Source organism: Streptococcus cristatus (genome assembly GCF_003943815.1).
Taxonomy (GTDB): domain Bacteria; phylum Bacillota; class Bacilli; order Lactobacillales; family Streptococcaceae; genus Streptococcus; species Streptococcus cristatus_F.
The window spans coordinates 67,227-87,363 of sequence record NZ_RJNA01000002.1 but is presented as its reverse complement, the minus strand read 5'-3'; the positions used below and the strand labels follow the sequence as shown (position 1 = coordinate 87,363).

General features: G+C 45.2%; 16 protein-coding genes and 1 pseudogene. 15 read left to right on the top strand and 2 right to left on the bottom strand.

Translation table 11 applies throughout. The annotated features are described in order from the left end of the window. The first annotated feature begins 42 nt into the window (after window positions 1–42). The 7 genes and pseudogenes from purC to purH all read left to right on the top strand — a co-directional run bounded on the left by purC (window position 43) and on the right by purH (window position 9,951). Entirely contained in the window at window positions 43–750 is a 708-nt protein-coding gene (purC, locus tag D8872_RS01630) for a phosphoribosylaminoimidazolesuccinocarboxamide synthase (RefSeq protein ID WP_125389725.1), read from the top strand. Window positions 751–805: 55 nt separating this feature from the next. Next, window positions 806–4,531, top strand: coding sequence for a phosphoribosylformylglycinamidine synthase (locus D8872_RS01625; protein ID WP_125389724.1), 3,726 nt, complete (start codon window positions 806–808; stop codon window positions 4,529–4,531). Window positions 4,532–4,543: 12 nt separating this feature from the next. After that, a complete protein-coding gene (gene purF / locus D8872_RS01620) occupies window positions 4,544–5,986 on the top strand; it encodes an amidophosphoribosyltransferase (protein WP_125389723.1) in 1,443 nt (480 codons plus the stop codon). 32 nt (window positions 5,987–6,018) lie between these two features. Then, a complete protein-coding gene (gene purM, locus D8872_RS01615) occupies window positions 6,019–7,041 on the top strand; it encodes a phosphoribosylformylglycinamidine cyclo-ligase (protein ID WP_125389722.1) in 1,023 nt (340 codons plus the stop codon). Further along, window positions 7,038–7,589, top strand: coding sequence for a phosphoribosylglycinamide formyltransferase (gene purN, locus D8872_RS01610; RefSeq protein ID WP_125389721.1), 552 nt, complete (start codon window positions 7,038–7,040; stop codon window positions 7,587–7,589). The genes purM and purN overlap by 4 nt, the downstream gene beginning before the upstream one ends. A gap of 60 nt (window positions 7,590–7,649) precedes the next feature. Beyond that, a pseudogene (locus D8872_RS01605) lies at window positions 7,650–8,362 on the top strand (suppressor of fused domain protein). A gap of 41 nt (window positions 8,363–8,403) precedes the next feature. Then, a complete protein-coding gene (gene purH / locus D8872_RS01600) occupies window positions 8,404–9,951 on the top strand; it encodes a bifunctional phosphoribosylaminoimidazolecarboxamide formyltransferase/IMP cyclohydrolase (protein ID WP_125389720.1) in 1,548 nt (515 codons plus the stop codon). Window positions 9,952–10,068: 117 nt separating this feature from the next. Here purH and D8872_RS01595 read toward each other — a convergent pair whose 3' ends face one another. Continuing rightward, complete coding sequence (locus D8872_RS01595; protein ID WP_125378975.1) at window positions 10,069–10,368, bottom strand: YbaB/EbfC family nucleoid-associated protein; 300 nt, start codon at window positions 10,366–10,368, stop codon at window positions 10,069–10,071. A gap of 169 nt (window positions 10,369–10,537) precedes the next feature. On the opposite strand from D8872_RS01595, the gene D8872_RS01590 reads away from it, so the two are divergent. Further along, complete coding sequence (locus D8872_RS01590; protein WP_185761364.1) at window positions 10,538–10,951, top strand: glycosyltransferase; 414 nt, start codon at window positions 10,538–10,540, stop codon at window positions 10,949–10,951. Between the two features lie 36 nt (window positions 10,952–10,987). Here D8872_RS01590 and D8872_RS01585 read toward each other — a convergent pair whose 3' ends face one another. Then, window positions 10,988–13,279 carry a Xaa-Pro dipeptidyl-peptidase gene (locus D8872_RS01585; RefSeq protein WP_125389719.1) on the bottom strand — a complete coding sequence of 764 codons (2,292 nt, stop codon included), beginning with the start codon at window positions 13,277–13,279 and terminating at the stop codon, window positions 10,988–10,990. Window positions 13,280–13,382: 103 nt separating this feature from the next. Here D8872_RS01585 and gla point away from each other — a divergent pair, with 103 nt between their 5' ends. The 7 genes from gla (at window position 13,383) to fni (ending at window position 20,121) form a co-directional block, all read left to right on the top strand. Next, the gene (gla, locus tag D8872_RS01580) at window positions 13,383–14,279 is read left to right on the top strand and encodes an aquaglyceroporin Gla (RefSeq protein ID WP_048764115.1); all 897 of its coding nucleotides are present in this window, start codon (window positions 13,383–13,385) and stop codon (window positions 14,277–14,279) included. Window positions 14,280–14,470: 191 nt separating this feature from the next. Further along, complete coding sequence (locus D8872_RS01575; RefSeq protein ID WP_125389718.1) at window positions 14,471–15,208, top strand: CppA N-terminal domain-containing protein; 738 nt, start codon at window positions 14,471–14,473, stop codon at window positions 15,206–15,208. Further along, window positions 15,205–16,137, top strand: coding sequence for a serine hydrolase domain-containing protein (locus tag D8872_RS01570; protein ID WP_125389717.1), 933 nt, complete (start codon window positions 15,205–15,207; stop codon window positions 16,135–16,137). The genes D8872_RS01575 and D8872_RS01570 overlap by 4 nt, the downstream gene beginning before the upstream one ends. 179 nt (window positions 16,138–16,316) lie before the next feature. Beyond that, the gene (gene mvk, locus D8872_RS01565) at window positions 16,317–17,195 is read left to right on the top strand and encodes a mevalonate kinase (RefSeq protein WP_125389716.1); all 879 of its coding nucleotides are present in this window, start codon (window positions 16,317–16,319) and stop codon (window positions 17,193–17,195) included. Continuing rightward, entirely contained in the window at window positions 17,177–18,124 is a 948-nt protein-coding gene (gene mvaD / locus D8872_RS01560) for a diphosphomevalonate decarboxylase (RefSeq protein ID WP_125389715.1), read from the top strand. Before mvk ends, mvaD begins: the two co-directional genes overlap by 19 nt. Continuing rightward, window positions 18,114–19,133, top strand: coding sequence for a phosphomevalonate kinase (locus tag D8872_RS01555; RefSeq protein ID WP_125389714.1), 1,020 nt, complete (start codon window positions 18,114–18,116; stop codon window positions 19,131–19,133). The genes mvaD and D8872_RS01555 overlap by 11 nt, the downstream gene beginning before the upstream one ends. Further along, the gene (gene fni / locus D8872_RS01550; protein ID WP_125389713.1) at window positions 19,117–20,121 is read left to right on the top strand and encodes a type 2 isopentenyl-diphosphate Delta-isomerase; all 1,005 of its coding nucleotides are present in this window, start codon (window positions 19,117–19,119) and stop codon (window positions 20,119–20,121) included. Before D8872_RS01555 ends, fni begins: the two co-directional genes overlap by 17 nt. Window positions 20,122–20,137 lie beyond the last annotated feature (16 nt).

Genomic DNA, 20,137 nt, shown 5'->3' with positions numbered 1-20,137 from the left:
TGATACACTTAAAGCATAAAAACACGAAAGGCGAATAATAAAATGTCAAACAAGTTGTTATATTCGGGAAAAGCAAAGGATATTTTTGCGACAGAAGATGAGCAGGTGATTTTGTCCCGCTACAAGGATCAGGCGACTGCTTTTAACGGTGTCAAGAAGGAGCAGATTGCGGGCAAGGGAGTGTTAAATAATCAGATTTCAGCCTTTATCTTTGAAAAGTTGAACGCTGCCGGTGTAGCAACGCATTTTATCGAGAAAATCTCAGATACAGATCAGCTTAATAAAAAAGTTGACATTATTCCCTTGGAAGTCGTACTTCGCAACTACACAGCTGGTTCCTTTTCAAAACGTTTTGGTGTGGAAGAAGGAATCGAGCTGGAAGAGCCGATCGTTGAATTTTACTATAAAAATGATGATTTGGATGATCCGTTCATCAATGATGAGCATGTGAAATTCCTTAAAATTGCGGATGACCAGCAGATTGCCTACTTGAAGGAAGAAACGCGTCGTATCAATGAATTTTTGAAAGCCTGGTTTGCTGAGATTGGTCTCAAATTGATTGACTTTAAGCTAGAGTTCGGTTTTGACAAGGATGGCAAGATTATCTTGGCAGACGAATTTTCGCCAGATAATTGCCGCTTGTGGGACGCAGATGGCAACCACATGGACAAGGATGTTTTCCGCCGTGGCTTGGGTGAATTGACAGACGTTTATGAGATTGTCTGGGAAAAATTGCAGGAGTTGAAATAACAACCTCAAGGTCGTTAGAGACATTGTAAGAGCTGAAATAAAGGAATAAGAATTGATGGATAAACGTATTTTTGTTGAAAAAAAGGCTGATTTTCAGGTCAAGTCAGAGAGTTTGGTAAGAGAGCTCCAGCATAACTTGGGACTTTCAACTTTAAAAAGTATTCGCATTGTGCAGGTTTATGATGTCTTTGATTTGGCAGAGGACTTGTTTGCGCCTGCAGAGAAGCACATTTTCTCTGAGCAGGTGACAGACCATGTCTTGGATGAAGCGGCTGTGCAGGCGGATCTTGCCAACTATGCTTTCTTTGCTATTGAAAGCCTGCCAGGGCAGTTTGACCAACGTGCGGCTTCTTCGCAAGAAGCCTTGCTTTTGCTGGGAAGCTCTAGTGATGTGACAGTCAATACAGCCCAACTTTACTTGGTGAATAAAGATATTGATGCAAATGAGTTGGAAGCGGTCAAGAACTACCTGCTCAATCCAGTTGATTCTCGATTCAAGGACATCACGACAGGGATTGCCAAGCAGGAATTTTCAGAGTCAGACAAGACCATTCCTAAATTGACTTTCTTTGAAAGCTATACAGCAGAAGACTTTGCCCGTTACAAGGCCGAACAAGGGATGGCCATGGAAGTGGATGATTTGCTCTTTATCCAAGACTATTTTAAGTCAATCGGACGCGTGCCGACGGAAACAGAGCTCAAGGTTTTGGACACTTACTGGTCTGACCACTGCCGTCACACGACTTTTGAGACCGAGTTGAAAAATATCGACTTTTCAGCTTCAAAATTCCAAAAGCAATTGCAGGCGACCTATGACAAGTATATTGCCATGCGTGAGGAGTTGGGGCGTTCGGAGAAACCACAAACCTTAATGGATATGGCGACTATTTTCGGTCGTTATGAGCGTGCCAATGGGCGTTTGGACGATATGGAAGTGTCAGACGAGATTAACGCTTGCTCAGTCGAAATCGAAGTGGACGTTGATGGTGTCAAGGAACCTTGGCTCCTTATGTTCAAAAACGAAACCCACAACCACCCAACGGAAATTGAACCATTTGGTGGAGCGGCTACCTGTATCGGTGGAGCCATTCGTGACCCATTGTCAGGTCGTTCCTACGTTTACCAAGCCATGCGTATCTCTGGTGCGGGTGATATTACAGCTCCGATTTCAGAAACGCGTGCTGGGAAATTGCCACAACAAGTCATTTCTAAAACAGCGGCTCACGGTTACTCTTCTTATGGGAACCAGATTGGTCTTGCGACGACCTACGTTCGTGAGTATTTCCACCCAGGCTTTGTAGCCAAACGCATGGAGTTGGGTGCTGTTGTTGGTGCTGCTCCCAAGGGCAATGTAGTCCGTGAAAAACCTGAAGCGGGCGATGTGATTATCTTGCTCGGTGGTAAGACTGGACGTGATGGTGTCGGTGGTGCGACAGGATCTTCTAAGGTTCAAACAGTTGAGTCTGTAGAGACTGCTGGAGCTGAGGTTCAAAAAGGGAATGCCATCGAAGAACGCAAGATTCAACGTCTTTTCTGTAATGGAGATGTCACTCGTCTCATCAAGAAGTCCAATGACTTTGGTGCTGGTGGTGTCTGTGTGGCTATCGGTGAATTGGCAGACGGTCTTGAAATCGACCTCAACAAGGTTCCTCTTAAATACCAAGGATTGAACGGTACAGAAATTGCCATCTCTGAATCACAAGAACGGATGGCAGTTGTGGTGCGTCCTGAAGACGTAGATGCCTTCGTTGCTGAATGTAATAAAGAAAATATTGACGCTGTTGTGGTGGCGACAGTAACTGAAAAACCAAATCTTGTCATGCACTGGAATGGCGAAACGATTGTCGACTTGGAACGTCGTTTCCTTGATACAAACGGTGTGCGTGTGGTCGTTGATGTCAAGGTTGTAGACAAGGATGTCGAACTTCCAGAAGAACGCACAACAAGCGTTGACACGTTTGAATCAGATACCCTTGCGGTCTTGTCTGACCTCAACCATGCGAGTCAAAAAGGTCTGCAAACTATCTTTGACTGCTCGGTCGGTCGTTCAACGGTCAATCACCCACTTGGCGGTCGCTACCAACTCACACCAACTGAGGCTTCTGTGCAGAAATTGCCAGTTCAACATGGTGTGACTCATACTGCATCAGTCATGGCGCAAGGATTTAACCCTTATGTGGCAGAATGGTCTCCATACCATGGTGCTGCTTATGCGGTTATCGAAGCAACTGCTCGTTTAGTGGCTGCTGGTGCAAACTGGTCCAAGGCTCGTTTCTCATACCAAGAATATTTCGAGCGGATGGACAAACAAGCTGAGCGTTTTGGTCAGCCAGTAGCAGCTCTCCTAGGTTCTATCGAAGCACAAATCCAGCTTGGCTTGCCATCTATCGGTGGGAAGGACTCCATGTCTGGTACCTTTGAAGAATTAACCGTACCACCAACCTTGGTTGCCTTTGGGGTGACGACGGCAGATAGCCGGAAGGTGCTTTCTCCTGAGTTCAAGGCTGCTGGTGAAAACATCTACTACATCCCAGGTCAAGCTCTCTCTACAGAGATTGATTTTGACTTGATTAAGCAAAACTTTGCTCAATTTGAAGCCATCCAAGCTGATCACAAAGTAACATCTGCATCAGCTGTTAAATATGGTGGTGTCGTTGAAAGTTTGGCACTTGCTACCTTTGGGAACCATATTGGTGCAGAGGTAACCTTGTCTGAACTTGCAAGTTCTTTGACAGCTCAATTAGGCGGATTTGTCTTCACCTCTCCTCAAGAAATCGCTGGAGTAGAGAAAATCGGTCAAACGCAACCAGACTTTACACTAACTGTCAACGGTGTGAATCTGGATGGACACAAGCTTGACAGTGCTTTCCAAGGAAAACTGGAAGAAGTCTATCCAACTGAATTTGCACAGGCTAAAGAATTGGATGAAGTTCCAGCTGTCGCTTCTAACGCAGTCATCAAAGCTAAAGAAACTATTGAAAAACCAGTGGTTTACATCCCAGTCTTCCCAGGAACCAACTCGGAATATGACTCAGCAAAAGCTTTCGAAAAAGAAGGTGCAGAGGTCAACTTGGTGCCATTCGTGACCTTGAACGAAGAAGCTATTGTCAAGTCAGTTGAAACCATGGTTGATAATATTAGCAAGGCCAATATCCTCTTCTTTGCAGGTGGCTTCTCAGCTGCGGATGAGCCGGATGGATCAGCTAAGTTTATCGTCAATATCCTTCTTAATGAAAAAGTGCGTGCAGCCATTGATAGCTTTATCGCTCGTGGTGGCTTGATTATTGGTATCTGTAATGGGTTCCAAGCCTTGGTCAAATCAGGTCTTCTTCCATATGGAAACTTTGAAGATGCTAACAGTACTAGTCCAACCCTCTTCTACAATGATGCCAACCAGCACGTGGCCAAGATGGTGGAAACTCGAATTGCCAATACCAACTCACCATGGTTGGCTGGTGTACAAGTGGGCGATATCCATGCCATTCCAGTATCGCACGGCGAAGGGAAGTTTGTTGTGACGGCTGAGGAATTTGCAGAGCTCCGTGACAATGGTCAAATCTTTAGCCAATACGTTGACTTTGAGGGCAAACCAAGCATGGATTCTAAGTATAATCCTAATGGTTCTGTCAATGCCATCGAAGGAATTACCAGTAAGAACGGACAAATCATCGGTAAGATGGGCCACTCAGAACGTTATGAAGACGGTCTCTTCCAAAATATCCCAGGAAATAAAGACCAGCACCTGTTTGCGTCAGCTGTGCGTTATTTCACAGGGAAATAAAAGGTATAAAAAATGACATACGAAGTAAAATCTCTTAATGAAGAATGTGGTGTTTTCGGTATCTGGGGACATCCGGATGCTGCTAAAATGACCTATTTTGGGCTCCACAGTCTTCAGCACCGTGGTCAGGAGGGGGCAGGGATCCTCTCCAATGACCAAGGGAAATTGAAGCGCCATCGTGATATGGGGCTTCTATCAGAAGTTTTCAAAAATCCTACCAAATTGGATAAACTGACGGGGACTAGCGCGATTGGACATGTGCGCTATGCGACCGCAGGAGAAGCTTCTGTAGATAACATCCAGCCATTCATTTTTCGCTTTCATGATATGCAGTTCGGGCTGGCTCATAATGGGAACCTGACCAACGCATCGTCGCTCAAGAAAGAACTGGAACAAAGAGGTGCTATTTTCAGCTCGACTTCCGATTCGGAAATCTTGGCTCACCTCATTCGCCGTAGTCACAATCCAAGTCTTATGGGCAAAATCAAGGAGGCACTCAGTCTCGTCAAAGGTGGCTTTGCTTATATCTTGCTGTTTGAGGACAAGTTGATTGCGGCTCTTGATCCTAATGGCTTCCGTCCGCTTTCTATTGGGAAAATGGCAAATGGAGCGGTGGTTGTTTCCTCTGAAACTTGTGCTTTTGAAGTCATTGGTGCGGAGTGGATTCGCGATGTAAAACCAGGAGAGATTGTGATCGTGGATGACAATGGTATCCAGTACGATAGTTATACGAATGATACCCAGTTGGCGATTTGTTCTATGGAGTATATCTATTTTGCTCGCCCTGACTCTAACATCCATGGGGTCAATGTCCATACAGCTCGCAAACGTATGGGAGCTCAATTGGCGCGTGAATTCAAGCATGAAGCGGATATCGTGGTCGGTGTGCCGAATTCCTCGCTCAGCGCAGCCATGGGCTTTGCGGAGGAGTCTGGTTTGCCAAATGAAATGGGACTGATCAAAAACCAATACACGCAACGCACCTTTATCCAACCGACTCAAGAATTGCGGGAGCAAGGGGTGCGGATGAAACTGTCTGCTGTTTCAGGCGTTGTCAAAGGCAAACGTGTGGTCATGATTGATGATTCCATTGTCCGCGGGACGACCTCTCGACGTATCGTTCAGCTTTTGAAAGAAGCGGGGGCGACGGAGGTTCACGTTGCCATTGGCAGTCCAGCGCTAGCTTATCCATGTTTCTACGGTATTGATATCCAGACCCGTCAGGAGCTGATTGCTGCCAATCATACGGTCGAAGAAACCTGCCAAATCATTGGTGCGGATAGCCTGACCTATCTTTCGATTGATGGCTTGATTAACTCTATCGGGATTGAAACAGATGCGCCAAATGGTGGTCTCTGTGTCGCTTACTTTGACGGTGACTACCCAACTCCTCTCTACGACTATGAAGAAGACTATCGTAGAAGTTTGGAAGAAAAGACCAGTTTTTACAAATAAGCGATTCTTCATAAAAGAAAAGGAATGAACAAATGACAAAAAAAAATGCTTATGCGCAATCCGGTGTGGATGTTGAAGCGGGTTATGAAGTTGTTGAACGGATCAAAAAGCACGTAACTCGTACGGAGCGTGCAGGTGTCATGGGAGCTCTGGGTGGCTTTGGTGGCATGTTTGACCTTTCAAAGACTGGGGTCAAAGAGCCTGTCTTAATCTCAGGGACTGACGGTGTCGGAACCAAGCTCATGCTGGCTATCAAGTATGACAAGCACGACACCATCGGTCAAGACTGTGTGGCCATGTGTGTTAATGACATCATTGCTGCAGGTGCTGAGCCCCTCTATTTCCTCGACTACGTAGCAACTGGGAAGAATGAACCAGCTAAACTAGAACAAGTCGTCGCTGGTGTGGCAGAAGGTTGTGTACAAGCTGGTGCAGCCCTTATCGGTGGGGAAACGGCTGAAATGCCTGGTATGTACGGCGAAGATGACTATGACTTGGCTGGATTTGCGGTCGGTGTGGCTGAAAAATCTCAAATCATAGACGGTTCAAAAGTAGCTGAAGGTGATATTCTTCTCGGACTTGCTTCAAGTGGGATCCACTCAAATGGTTACTCTCTTGTCCGTCGTGTCTTTGCAGACTATACAGGTGAGGAAGTCTTGCCAGAATTGGAAGGCAAGAAACTCAAGGAAGTCCTTCTTGAGCCGACTCGTATCTATGTCAAGGCTGTCTTACCACTCATCAAGGAAGAGTTGGTCAACGGTATTGCTCACATTACAGGTGGTGGCTTTATCGAAAATGTCCCTCGTATGTTTGCGGATGACCTAGCTGCTGAGATTGAGGAAGACAAAGTCCCAGTGCTTCCGATTTTCAAAGCTCTTGAGAAATACGGTCAGATCAAGCACCAAGAAATGTTTGAAATCTTCAATATGGGTGTAGGCCTCATGCTGGCAGTCAAGCCTGAAAATGTAGGTCGTGTCAAGGAATTGCTGGATGAAGCAGTCTATGAAATTGGTCGCATCGTCAAGAAAGAAAACGAAAGTGTCATCATCAAATGAAAAAAATAGCGGTTTTTGCCTCTGGTAACGGCTCAAACTTTCAGGTGATTGCCGAAGAATTTCCCGTGGAGTTTGTCTTTTCAGACCATCGTGACGCCTATGTGCTAGAGCGTGCAGAAAAGCTCGGCGTCCTGTCCTATGCTTTTGAACTCAAGGAGTTTGAGAACAAGGCAGACTACGAAGCAGCCCTCGTCGAGCTTTTGGAAGAACACCAGATTGACTTGGTTTGTCTAGCAGGCTACATGAAAATCGTTGGGCCAACTTTATTGTCAGCTTATGAGGGCCGAATCATCAATATTCATCCAGCCTACCTGCCAGAATTTCCAGGAGCTCATGGGATTGAAGATGCTTGGAATGCTGGTGTTACTGAGAGTGGAGTGACCATTCACTGGGTGGACTCAGGTGTAGATACTGGAAAGATTATCAAGCAGGTCCGTGTACCAAGGCTAGCTGATGATACCATCGAAAGCTTTGAAGCTCGCATTCATGAAGCGGAGTACAAGCTGTATCCAGAAGTGTTGGATAGCTTGGGAGTTGCACGAAAATAAGAAGGAAATCATAGCTGATTTTGTGGCAAGGATTAAAAGTCATCTGCTAAGGAGAAATTTATGGGTTTGTTTGATTTTTTTAAGAAAAAACCTTCTAGCAAAGAGACGCCGACTAAAGATAAGGACAAGATTGTTATTAAAGTTGAAAATACAGATGATAGCGCTCCAGGATGGGAAGCGATTGATGCAGAATTTAATCGTTTATACCCTGATCAGCCTAGTCCTCTTCATTATGGAACAGTTATCAAGTATATGCTAGGCGGTCCAGATCCACTTGATGGCATCAGTGTTTACGATGCAGGAGATTTTTGGCATTTTGTTAGTTATGGCTTGTCAGAATTATATACCAAAGAAAGCGAAGATCTTGAATACAGTGGTTATGGGATTGAATTAACCTTTAAGTTAAAGAAATCAAATAATGACGAAGAAGAAATTAAAAATGGCTGTGGTTTGCTACAGTATGTGGCAAGATATATTTTTAAAACGGGTAAAGTGGTTTTGCCAGAAGAATACATCTATACCAAACCAAGCAAACGCTAGGAATTGATGCCCAACAGAAATCTAATTTGACAGGATTCTTGACTGCTGCTGATGATTTAGCTAAGCCTTTAGATACTCCACATGGAAAAGTGGAATTTGTAACCTTAATTGGTGCGACAGACGCCGAACTGCGAAGTATTTATGAAAGTGAAACAAGTAAGCTGGAGGTCAGGAAATTGTTGCAAGGACTTGGAGATCAGCTTACAGATTATAGTCGCCAGTCTTTGGTTTAAATGATGTGAAAGCACCTCTTGATACAATGAAAGGAAATAACATGACTAAACGCGCCTTAATCAGCGTCTCAGACAAAACGGGCATTGTTGAATTTGCCCAAGAACTTAAAAAACTCGGTTGGGACATCATCTCGACAGGTGGGACAAAGGTTGCCCTTGATAATGCTGGGGTGGAGACTATTGCCATCGATGATGTGACTGGTTTTCCAGAAATGATGGACGGTCGTGTCAAGACTCTTCATCCAAATATCCACGGTGGGCTCCTCGCTCGTCGTGACTTGGCTAGCCACTTAGAGGCTGCTAAGGACAATCAGATTGAACTCATCGACCTTGTAGTGGTAAACCTCTATCCTTTTAAGGAAACGATTCTCAAACCAGATGTGACCTATGCAGATGCGGTGGAAAATATTGACATTGGCGGGCCATCTATGCTTCGTTCAGCAGCTAAAAATCATGCTAGCGTGACAGTTGTGGTAGACCCTGATGACTATGCTGTGGTTTTGAACGAATTGGCAGCAAACGGCGAAACGACTTATGAAACTCGCCAACGGTTGGCAGCCAAGGTTTTTCGTCACACAGCAGCTTATGATGCCTTGATTGCAGAATATTTCACAGCTCAGGTCGGCGAAAGTAAGCCTGAAAAACTGACCTTGACTTATGATCTCAAACAAGCTATGCGCTATGGGGAAAATCCTCAACAGGATGCCGATTTCTACCAAAAAGCCTTGCCAACGGACTATTCAATTGCATCAGCGAAGCAGCTCAACGGGAAGGAATTGTCCTTTAATAATATCCGCGATGCGGATGCAGCTATCCGCATTATCCGTGATTTCAAAGATCGTCCAACCGTTGTAGCATTGAAACATATGAATCCATGTGGAATTGGTCAAGCTGACGACATCGAGACTGCTTGGGATTACGCTTATGAGTCTGATCCAGTATCAATTTTTGGTGGGATTGTCGTTCTCAACCGTGAGGTGGATGCTGAAACAGCTGAGAAGATGCACGGCGTTTTCCTTGAAATCATCATCGCACCGAGCTATACAGATGAAGCGCTAGCCATTTTGACCAACAAAAAGAAAAACTTGCGTATCCTTGCCTTGCCATTTGACGCTCAAGAAGCCAGCGAAGTGGAAGCAGAATACACAGGCGTGGTTGGTGGTCTCCTCGTTCAAAACCAAGACGTTGTCAAGGAAAGCCCAGCTGACTGGCAAGTGGTGACCAAACGCCAACCAACCGAGACAGAAGCGACAGCCCTTGAGTTCGCTTGGAAAGCTATCAAATACGTCAAATCAAACGGAATCATCGTAACCAACGACCACATGACACTTGGTGTGGGCCCTGGTCAAACCAACCGTGTGGCTTCTGTTCGTATTGCGATTGACCAAGCTAAAGACCGTCTTGACGGTGCTGTGCTTGCTTCCGATGCCTTCTTCCCATTCGCGGATAACGTGGAAGAAATCGCCAAAGCCGGCATCAAGGCCATCATTCAGCCAGGTGGCTCTGTCCGTGACCAAGAATCTATCGAAGCTGCGGATAAATACGGCTTGACCATGGTCTTCACAGGAGTGAGACATTTTAGACATTAAGAAGATTTATATTGGAGAAATGCTGAGATTTTTTCTCCAATTTTTTGCGCAAAAAAACTCCCAAAAGGATGAGTGGTTCATCTTTTGGGAGTTGATTTTTATAGGGACTTAACAGAATTAGAAAGAAAGTCCACTTTGGAAAGCGCTGAGTTTTTGTTTAGCTACTTCGTTGATTTGATCGATAGCAGCATTGATAGCTTGGCTAGTCAAATCAGACAGAGTTTCTGTATCTTCTGGATCTACGATAGCAGGCTGAAAGTCAATTTTGACAACCTTTTTATCACCAGTAAGAGTTGCTACGACTAAATCTTGGCTAGATTTTCCAATAAATTCAGTTGCCGCTAATTCTGCTTGAGCAATGTCCATCTCTTTTTTAAGTTTTTGGGCTTGCTTCATCATGTTTTGCATATTCATCATAAGATTTTCTTTCCTTTCTCTTGCAAGGGCTAAGCCCCTTAGTAATCCTCACTCTTCAATTATATCATTTTTTGGGAAAGTGGCAAGAAGAACATTACTAGAAGATTTGACAAAGATTTAGCACTTATAGTAGAATGGTCATGAATCTATATCCCAAGGAGAAGACAACTTGAAAAACAAGAAGATAAAAGGTTTGCTGTTGGTAGTGCTCTCATCCCTCTTCATCCTAATCGGTTGTAGTGGTAGCCCTAAAATTCAGGGGAAATGGAATGTGCAGGACGCTAGCGGTGAACAAACGACCATTGAAATAAAAGAGAAAACCATCATTATCAACGAAGAAGAGTATAAGTATACTCAAAATGCTGTTGGTTTTAAAAATGGGGTGAGTTATTATGGCCTGACTCGGAAAGATAATGGCAAAATATTTTCTATCGTCTTTCCTGAGAAAGATAAAAATGTTGCTATTATGCTAATTCCTGATTCAGACGATGATTATCTCACAGGCAGTATGCTCTTTGCTATGAACCGCAAGGAAAAGCCAGATTATAAAAAATATGCAGAGAAATATTTCAATCTACAATAAAAGAAAAAGGCGCTGAATTTCAGCGTCTTTTAGGTTTTATGACAGTGATGTCATGATTGGCAAGTCTAGGCTGGACTGCTCTAGATCTACCGTCAGCTGATAGTCGGTCTTATCACGGACGGTGTGTTCGAAGTCGGTGGTGTAGAGGACGAGACGCAGTTGGTCGCCTTTTTTCATCTTGTAGATAGTTGGTTGCAGCTCAAAGCTACATTCCATCCATTGGTCAGGAGTAACTTCTTCTACCGTCAGCAAGTCTGTCCGATTTTGCAGGTTGAGGAAGCCTTTGGTGATGACACGGTGTGGCGTTTCGGCAAAAGGCAACTCAAGCAGATTATCCAGCATATAGTAGCGGCCGTTGTCCATGACTCTAGGCTCAAGCGGTGTCGGAATTGGAGTGAGGCGCTTAGCTGGTCCGAAGTTCAGCAATTGAGCAGAAATCAGTCCCTTATCGGTGCTGGATTTGAGGCGCAGTTTGAGCTGGGTGGCTCCGTTGAGGAAGAGGTCGTCTTCCAAAGTCCAATCCAGAGTAATCTGGTTGACCTTGCCGTCAAAGAGTTCGTTTTTAAAGCTTTGGTAGTTTTTGGCAAAACGATTGTAGTCTTCTTCTGAATACTGGTTTTGAATCTCTTGAGTGCCTTTACCTAGATGGAAATGAGCGTAGTTCTTCTGTCCACCGAAGTCTTCCAAGGTCAGCCAGCTTTGAGCTTGGCTGTTGTCCTGCCAGATGACTGATGGCAGTTCAAAGTCTGAAGCATGCCCAAGTAATTTTTTAGATAAAAGGGCATTCATGGCTTCGCGGAAGTCGATGGACTGCCAGTTATTCATGTAAACATGGGCACCATTGTGGAAGAAGAGGTGCTTTTTGATGTGAGCTGGCAGAGCTCGGAACATATTATAAACATGGAGGGGCTTGACATTCCAATCCTGAGAGCCGTGGGTGAAGACGACTTCGGCCTTGACATTATCTGTATGGAGCAGGTAGTTGCGGTCATGCCAAAATTGATTGTAATCTCCAGTTTGCCTGTCTAGGTCTTTGCGCTGTTGCTCCAGGCTTTGCTGATAAGCATCATTATGACGCAGGTAGTCACCAGCCCTCAGGTTGCGGGAATAGGTCAGTTCAGTCAGGGATTCAAAGTCTTCTCCTGGGTAGCCGCCTGGACTTGTGACGAGGCCATTTTCGCGGTAGTAGTTGTACCAAGAAGAAATCCCAGCTTCTGCGATAATGACTTCCAACCCGTCTACACCAGTCGTAGCTAGACCGTTGGACATGGTGCCCAGATAGGAGATACCGGTCGTAGCCACTTTTCCGTTGGACCAAGTGGCCTTGATTTCCCGTTGGCGAGTGTGGTCGGTGAAGGCTCGGCAGCGGCCGTTTAGCCAATCGATAACGTTCTTATAAGCCTCGATCTGCTGATAGTCGCCGCTGGTCATCAGTCCTTCGGAGTCTTTGGTTCCCACGCCAGACACATAGAGATTGGCAAAACCGCGGGGTAGCAAGTAGTCATTGAGCGTGTAGGTGCCGATATGGCCTAATTTTTCCTCGGCTTCAGAGACTTCTTGGACAGGAGCTAGCGAATCCAGTTGGAGCAATTTGAGCTCAGGGTCTTGTACTGTGATTTGATGTGGCTCTTTTTTTACTAAGTCCACATTCATATTATGGAGAGCCTTGTCGCTGGCAGGGTCGTTGGTTCCCTGATGATAAGGAGAAGCGGTCATGACAGCAGGGATTTGCCCTTGGTAACGAGGACGGATAATGCTAACTTTGACCAGATCTGGCAGGCCATCTCCATCAGTATCAACTCGGCTTTCCACATAAACCACCTCACGGATGGCATCGTAGCTGGTAAAAGTTGCCAAACTCTTACCGTTGAAGTAGTGGTAGGTATTGTCCTCAGGGATCAAACCCTCGCTGACCAGCTTATCAACCAGCAAATTGCCGTTTTTTGTCCGAGTATTGAGCAGTTGGTAGAGGTTTTCTAGCAGATCGCCATAAACGATAGGGAAGTTGCTTTCCGTTCGGAATTTCTCAAGATCGGTGAAATCAACAAAAGGTACAAAATCCAAGAGCTGAAAGGCAGTCATGTAGAAGACCTCAGCTGTCAGTTCACGGTCTGACTCGAAGAAGGTCAATAGGTCAGTTTCGCTATCAGCTGCCCAAGCTCGAAGCAAGTAGTCAGTATCCTGATAGAGAAAGAAACAGCGTCGTAGGAAGCTTTGGAGATTGTCTTTGTCAGAAAGGTGCGGCTCATAGATGAAGCCCAACTCGGCTAATTCTTGGCGCATAGTGTCTGGATTTGTCTTGCTATAACTATACTGATTAAAGCGCATATTTTTCCCTCTTTTTCTGGTTTTTATTTAAAATGACCTTTACATTATCCATTATACTTGATAAAATATAGATTGTCTAAAAAAATTTAAAAGGAGAAATTAGATGGATTTCAGTTGGGCTATTAAATATGCCACGGAATTTTTAGGAACAGCTATCCTTATCATTTTGGGGAATGGTGCTGTTGCCAATGTTGAATTAAAAGGAACTAAAGGTCATCAAAGTGGCTGGTTGGTCATTGCTGTTGGTTACGGTATGGGGGTTATGATTCCAGCTTTGATGTTTGGAAATACCTCAGGTAACCACATCAACCCTGCCTTCACTTTAGCACTTGCGATTAGTGGTTACTTCCCATGGGCGCATGTAGCACCTTACATTCTTGCTCAAGTTTTGGGTGCTATCTTCGGACAGGCTTTGGTCGTAGCTACACACCGCCCTTACTACTTGAAAACAGAAAATCCAAACAATATCTTGGGTACTTTCTCAACCATTTCAAGTCTAGATCACGGAACACCTGAATCTCGTAAAGCAGCAACAATCAATGGCTTTATCAATGAGTTTGTTGGTTCCTTTGTTCTTTTCTTTGCAGCGATGGGCATGACTAAACTTCACTTCGGTGCGGAATTGAAGGTTCTTATTGAGAAGAATGTACAACAACAAGCTCTTCAAGCAGCTCAAGCTGGTCAGAAAGTAGCAGAATCTGATGTTCAAAGTCTTATTCACAATACATTTGCACAAGCAACAAATGGATCATCTGCTGTCGCTCACTTGGCACTTGGTTTCCTTGTCATGGCTTTGGTAACTTCACTTGGAGGTCCTACTGGACCAGGTCTTAACCCAGCCCGCGACCTCGGACCTCGTATCTTGCACTTTATCTTGCCAAAATCAATCCTTGGTGAACACAAGGGTGATTCAAAATGGTGGTATTCTTGGGTACCGGTTGTAGCACCAATTGCAGCTGGTATTGCAGCAGTAGCTTTGTTTAAAGCGATTTACGGATAATATTTATCAAAAGACTGAGAGAAATCTCGGTCTTTTTTGTTAGCTTTTGACTAATAGAAAAATTCGATTTGTTTTATATTTTTGATCTGTTAGATTAGGATAGTGGAAATGTTCTGAAAATTGTTGGTTTGCGCATAATTTCTTGTCAAAAAAATGAAAATTTATTACAATAAAATAGTTTGGAGGAAGTTATGAGTGTGAATCATGTTGCAAGAATTGTTCCAGTAATAAAAGTAAATAATCGGAACCTAAATCAAGATTTCTATAGCAAAACGCTAGGGATGAAATCCCTATTAGAAGAAGGAGCCCAGTTGTCTTTGGGCGATCAAACCAAAACAGAAAGATTGATCTTAGAAGAATCTCCAAGCATGCGCTCTCGTCGAGTGAAAGGGGCAAAGAAATTGGCTCGCTTAGTGATCAAGGTGACAAAAGCGTCAGAAATTGAGGCTTTGTTGGCTCGAGGGATTGAAGTTGACAGTTTATATCGTGGGGAGAAAGGTTATGCATTTGAAGCGACTTCCCCAGAAGGCGATCGCATCTTACTCCATGCGGAAGAGGATCTGAGTAGCTTACAACCAGTCGAAAAAACTCCTGCATTTGAAGGGCAGGACGATTTTATCGGCTTGAGTCAATTTGATGTGGAAAAGATTGAGCTTCGTGTCCCCGATTTACAGGCTGTCAAAACTTTCTATCAGCCAGTGAGCAATGTCTTGGATTTCCTAGATGTGCAGGAAGCCAAAGGAGAAGATTTGCAAGCTGATAATACGAAAACTTGGGATCTGGCTATGCTCAAATGTTTGGTGGCAGACTTTGATGTGGAAAAATTGTCATCGATTTTTGCGACACAGGAATTTTTTGTACCTAAATCTAAAAAATTCTTAGTCAGCCAAGATCGAAATAATATTGAACTATGGTTTGAGCAACTATGACCCAGCGGATTTTAGAAAAGATCGATCAGCAGCTTGCTGTGGGGCTTTATCCTGGGGCTAGTTTGTCTCTTTATCGTGATGGACACTGGCAGAGTTTTTATCTGGGCTTGGCAGACCCGGCCAATCAATCAGCAACGCGAGCCGGTCTGGTTTATGATCTGGCCAGTGTTAGTAAGGTGGTTGGCGTAGGAACCTTGGTGGTATTTTTGTTTCAGACTGGCGACTTGGATATCGATGCCCCTTTGCGGCAATACTATCCAGCCTTTCATGATGATCGGGTGACTCTGCGCCAGCTATTAACCCATACCTCTGGGCTCGATCCCTTTATTCCTAACCGGGATAGGCTCAATGCTCAAGAATTAAAGGCGGCTTTAAATAGTTTAACAGTGCTGGATGACAAAACCTTCCATTATACAGATGTTAATTTTCTCTTGCTGGGCTTTATGCTGGAGGAGCTGTACGGGGAAGCTTTGGACCGTTTATTTGAAGACAAGATTTTTAAGCCGTGGGCGATGAAGAACACTAGCTTTGGGCCAGTAGTTTCTGCGGTGCCGACTGTTCGTGGCGTTGAAGCAGGGGTGGTTCATGATCCCAAAGCGCGTGTCTTAGGCCATCATGCCGGTAGTGCTGGACTTTTTTCAAGACTTGAGGATTTGCAGATCTTTTTAGAGCATTATTTGCAGGACGAATTTGCAGAGAGATTGAGCCAAAACTTTGCTCTAGAGCCGGGCAAGACACGCAGTCTAGCTTGGAATTTAGAAGGGGAATGGCTGGATCATACTGGCTATACGGGTACTTTTATCATGTACAATCGGGCGGAACAGAAAGCCGCAATCTTTCTTTCCAATCGTACCTATGAAAAGGATGAACGTGCCCAGTGGATTTTAGACCGCAATGAACTGATGGATCTAATCAGAAGAGAGTGGTAGCCTCCTCCCTACCGAAGCCAAAGGTCAGTCACTGATGATAAAATAGGATAGAACTCCGGCTTTTGCTTGGAGTTTTTGACTGCTTAACGTGACTTTGTCAGTCAAGATAGGAAAAGATCGCTTTTTTTCCAAAAGTATATTAAAATATAGAAGATAGAAGGAAGAAATAGAGAGAAAATATGACAAAAGAGAAGGGTGTCGGCAAGGCACATAGCAAGATTATTCTGATGGGGGAGCATTCGGTGGTCTATGGCTATCCAGCCTTGGCTTTGCCTCTCAATAATATCGAAGTGACTTGTCAGGTATTTCCTTCTGAGAAGCCTTGGACTCTCTATGAGGAAGATACCTTGTCCATGGCTGTTTTTGCCTGTCTGGAGCACTTGGGGAAGCAAGGTGCTCAGATTCGTTGTCAGGTGAATTCCATGGTGCCAGAAAAGCGGGGCATGGGTTCGTCTGCAGCTGTCAGCATTGCAGCCATTCGTGCGGTTTTTGATTACTTTGAAGAATCCTTGGACCATGAAACGCTGGAAATTTTGGCTAATCGAGCAGAGATGATTGCTCATATGAATCCAAGCGGTCTGGATGCCAAGACCTGCCTTAGTGATGTAGCCATCAAGTTTATCCGCAATGTCGGATTTTCAGAGATTGAGTTAGATTTGGGCGCTCATCTGCTAATTGCGGATACGGGCATTCACGGACACACGCGGGAAGCCATCAAAAAGGTGGAAAGCTTAGGTCAGGAGGCTCTGCCCCTCTTACAGGAGCTGGGAAATCTGACAAAAATCGTTGAGAAGGCGATCCAGCTCAAGGATTTGCTAACCATGGGACAGGCCATGACCAAGGCTCACGGCAAACTAGCCCAGTTGGGAGTTTCCTGCCAGCTATCTGATGACTTGGTCGAGCTGGCACTTGAAAATGGGGCTCTAGGAGCCAAAATGAGCGGCGGCGGCCTAGGCGGCTGCGTGATTGTGCTAATCAAAGAAAAGAAAGAGGCGGAAGACCTAGCCCGTCTTTTGAGAGAGAAAGGAGCCAGCAATATATGGATAGAAAGCCTGTAAGTGTCAAGTCTTACGCCAATATTGCTATTGTCAAGTATTGGGGCAAGGCAGATGCTGAGCGGATGATTCCTTCCACTAGCAGTATTTCCTTGACTTTAGAGAATATGTACACCCAAACCCAGTTAAGTCCGCTTTCGGCTGAGGCTGCTGGCGATGAATTTTATATCGATGGGCAACTGCAAAGCCCAGAAGAGCATGCTAAGGTCAGTCGGATTATTGATCGTTTTCGGACGGAGCCAAGTGATTGGGTGCGGGTTGATACCAGTAACAATATGCCGACAGCAGCAGGTTTATCCTCTAGTTCCAGCGGTTTATCTGCTCTGGTCAAGGCTTGTGATGCTTATTTTGAAACTCATTACAATACTGAGGAGCTGGCTCAGTTGGCCAAGTTTGCTTCAGGTTCGTCAGCCCGCTCCTTTTTTGGCCCTTTGGCAGCATGGGACAAGGATAGCGGAGCGATTTATCCTGTGCAAACCGATCTTAAGCTAGCCATGATTATGTTGGTGCTTCATGATGAGAAAAAGCCGATTTCTAGTCGACTTGGCATGCAGCTCTGTGCCGAAACGTCCAAAAATTTTCAGGCTTGGATTGACCAGTCAGCTCAGGACTATCAGGATATGCTAGTCTACCTAAAGGATAATGATTTTGAGAAAGTTGGGCAGTTGACCGAGGAGAATGCCCTGCGGATGCATGCAACGACAGAGACAGCCACGCCTCCATTTACTTATCTGACGGAGGAAAGCTATGCTGCAATGGATTTTGTTCGCCAGCTCCGAGACCAGGGGCATCGTTGCTATTTCACCATGGACGCTGGCCCTAATGTTAAGGTTCTCTGTCTTGAAGAGGACTTGGAAGACTTGGTGCCCCTCTTTGCGGATCAGTACCGTCTGATTGTCTCCAAAACGAAGGAATTGCCTGATGGAAACTAAGATGCAAGTCCAGACCTGCGGAAAGCTCTATCTAGCCGGGGAATATGCTGTCCTGAGTCCTGGTCATGCGGCTTTGATTAAGAATATTCCAATTTATATGCGGGCAGAAATTGAGGCGGCAGATAGTTATGAACTGGATTCGGATCTTTTTAGCCATAAAGCCAGTCTAGCACCAGATGCGGATTATGCCTTGATTCAGGAGACCATTCAGCTGATGAACGACTATCTCAGCTTGCTGCAACATCCATCGAGCCCTTTTGCTTTGACTATCAGGGGAAAAATGGAGAAAGGCGGGCGCAAGTTTGGGCTGGGTTCCAGTGGCAGCGTTGTTGTCCTGACGATCAAGGCGATGGCCGCTTTTTATCAACTGAAACTAAGCTCTGACCTCCTCTTTAGACTAGCTGCAGTAGTGCTTCTCAAGCGGGGGGATAATGGCTCCATGGGTGATTTGGCCTGCATTGCTTATGAACAACTGGTTTATTACCGCTCTTTTGATCGGATGGCAATCCGTCAGCGATTGGTCGACACAAGTCTATTAGAAATTTTAGAGCAAGATTGGGGCTATGAAATCAAGCCTATCCATCCTGCTTTATCCTGTGATTTTCTGGTTGGTTGGACGAGAGAACCGGCTATTTCGAGTGACCTTGTCAAGCAGGTTAAATCGAGTTTAAACGAAGATTTCCTGACTCAAACCCAGCTTCAGGTGGACAGTCTGAAAGAAGCTCTTGAGTCTGCTGATAAGACAGCTGTAAAGAGTAGTCTATCGGCTGTCAGTCAGTTATTAGACAGCCTCAGTCCGCTGATTTATACGGAGAAATTACAGGCCTTAAGAGAGGCGAGTCAGGGCTTGGATTGTGTCGCTAAAAGTAGTGGGGCTGGCGGTGGAGACTGTGGCTTCGCCCTGTCTTTTGCTACTGAAGATAGCCAAACCTTGATCCAACGCTGGCAAGAAGCTGGTCTGGAATTACTCTACCAAGAAAGGATGGGTGCTCATGAGCCAAAGTCGTAAAGATGATCATATCAACTACGCCCTAGAACAGCCCCTTGGCTACAATAGCTTTGATGATATAGAATTAATCCATTGCTCTCTGCCAGCCTATGATTTGGCCGAGATTGATTTATCCACTCATTTCGCTGGGCGTGACTGGGATTTTCCCTTTTATATCAATGCCATGACAGGTGGAAGTCCAAAAGGGCGAGAAATCAATGAAAAACTGGCCAAAGTGGCGGAGGCCTGTGGCATCCTCTTTGTGACAGGTTCCTACAGTGCAGCTCTGAAAAATCCAGATGATGATTCTTATGCTGTGGCAAAGGATAAGCCTAGTCTACTCTTGGCCAGCAATATCGGTCTTGACAAACCAGTAGCAGCAGGCTTGCAGGCGGTGTCGGATTTGAAACCTTTGTTTCTCCAGCTACATGTCAATGTCATGCAAGAATTGCTAATGCCTGAGGGAGAGCGGACTTTCAGAACTTGGAAGCAGCATTTGGAAGCCTATGGAAAAGATTTTCCAGTTCCCCTTGTCCTCAAGGAAGTAGGATTTGGCATGGATCGGAAAACGATTGAGGAAGCTCAGGCACTAGGTATTTCAACCTTTGATATTTCTGGTCGTGGCGGAACGAGCTTTGCCTATATTGAAAATCGGCGGAGCGGTCAGCGAGACTATCTTAACGTTTGGGGACAGACCACAGCTCAAGCCTTACTAGCAGCGCAGGACTGGGTGGACAAGGTGGAGTTGCTGGCAAGCGGTGGCATTCGCCATCCTCTGGACATGGTTAAAGCCTTAGTTCTCGGTGCCAAGGCAGTCGGCCTTTCTCGGACTATGTTAGACTTGGTCGAAAAACACTCAGTCGAAGAGGCCATTGCTATTGTAAATGGCTGGAAAGAAGATTTACGTCTGCTGATGTGTGCCCTATCCTGCCGCAACCTTGAAGAATTAACATCCGTTCCCTATCTGCTTTACGGTCGCTTAAAAGAAGGAGCCGAACAGGTGCAATAATCACTTGCTGGTATGC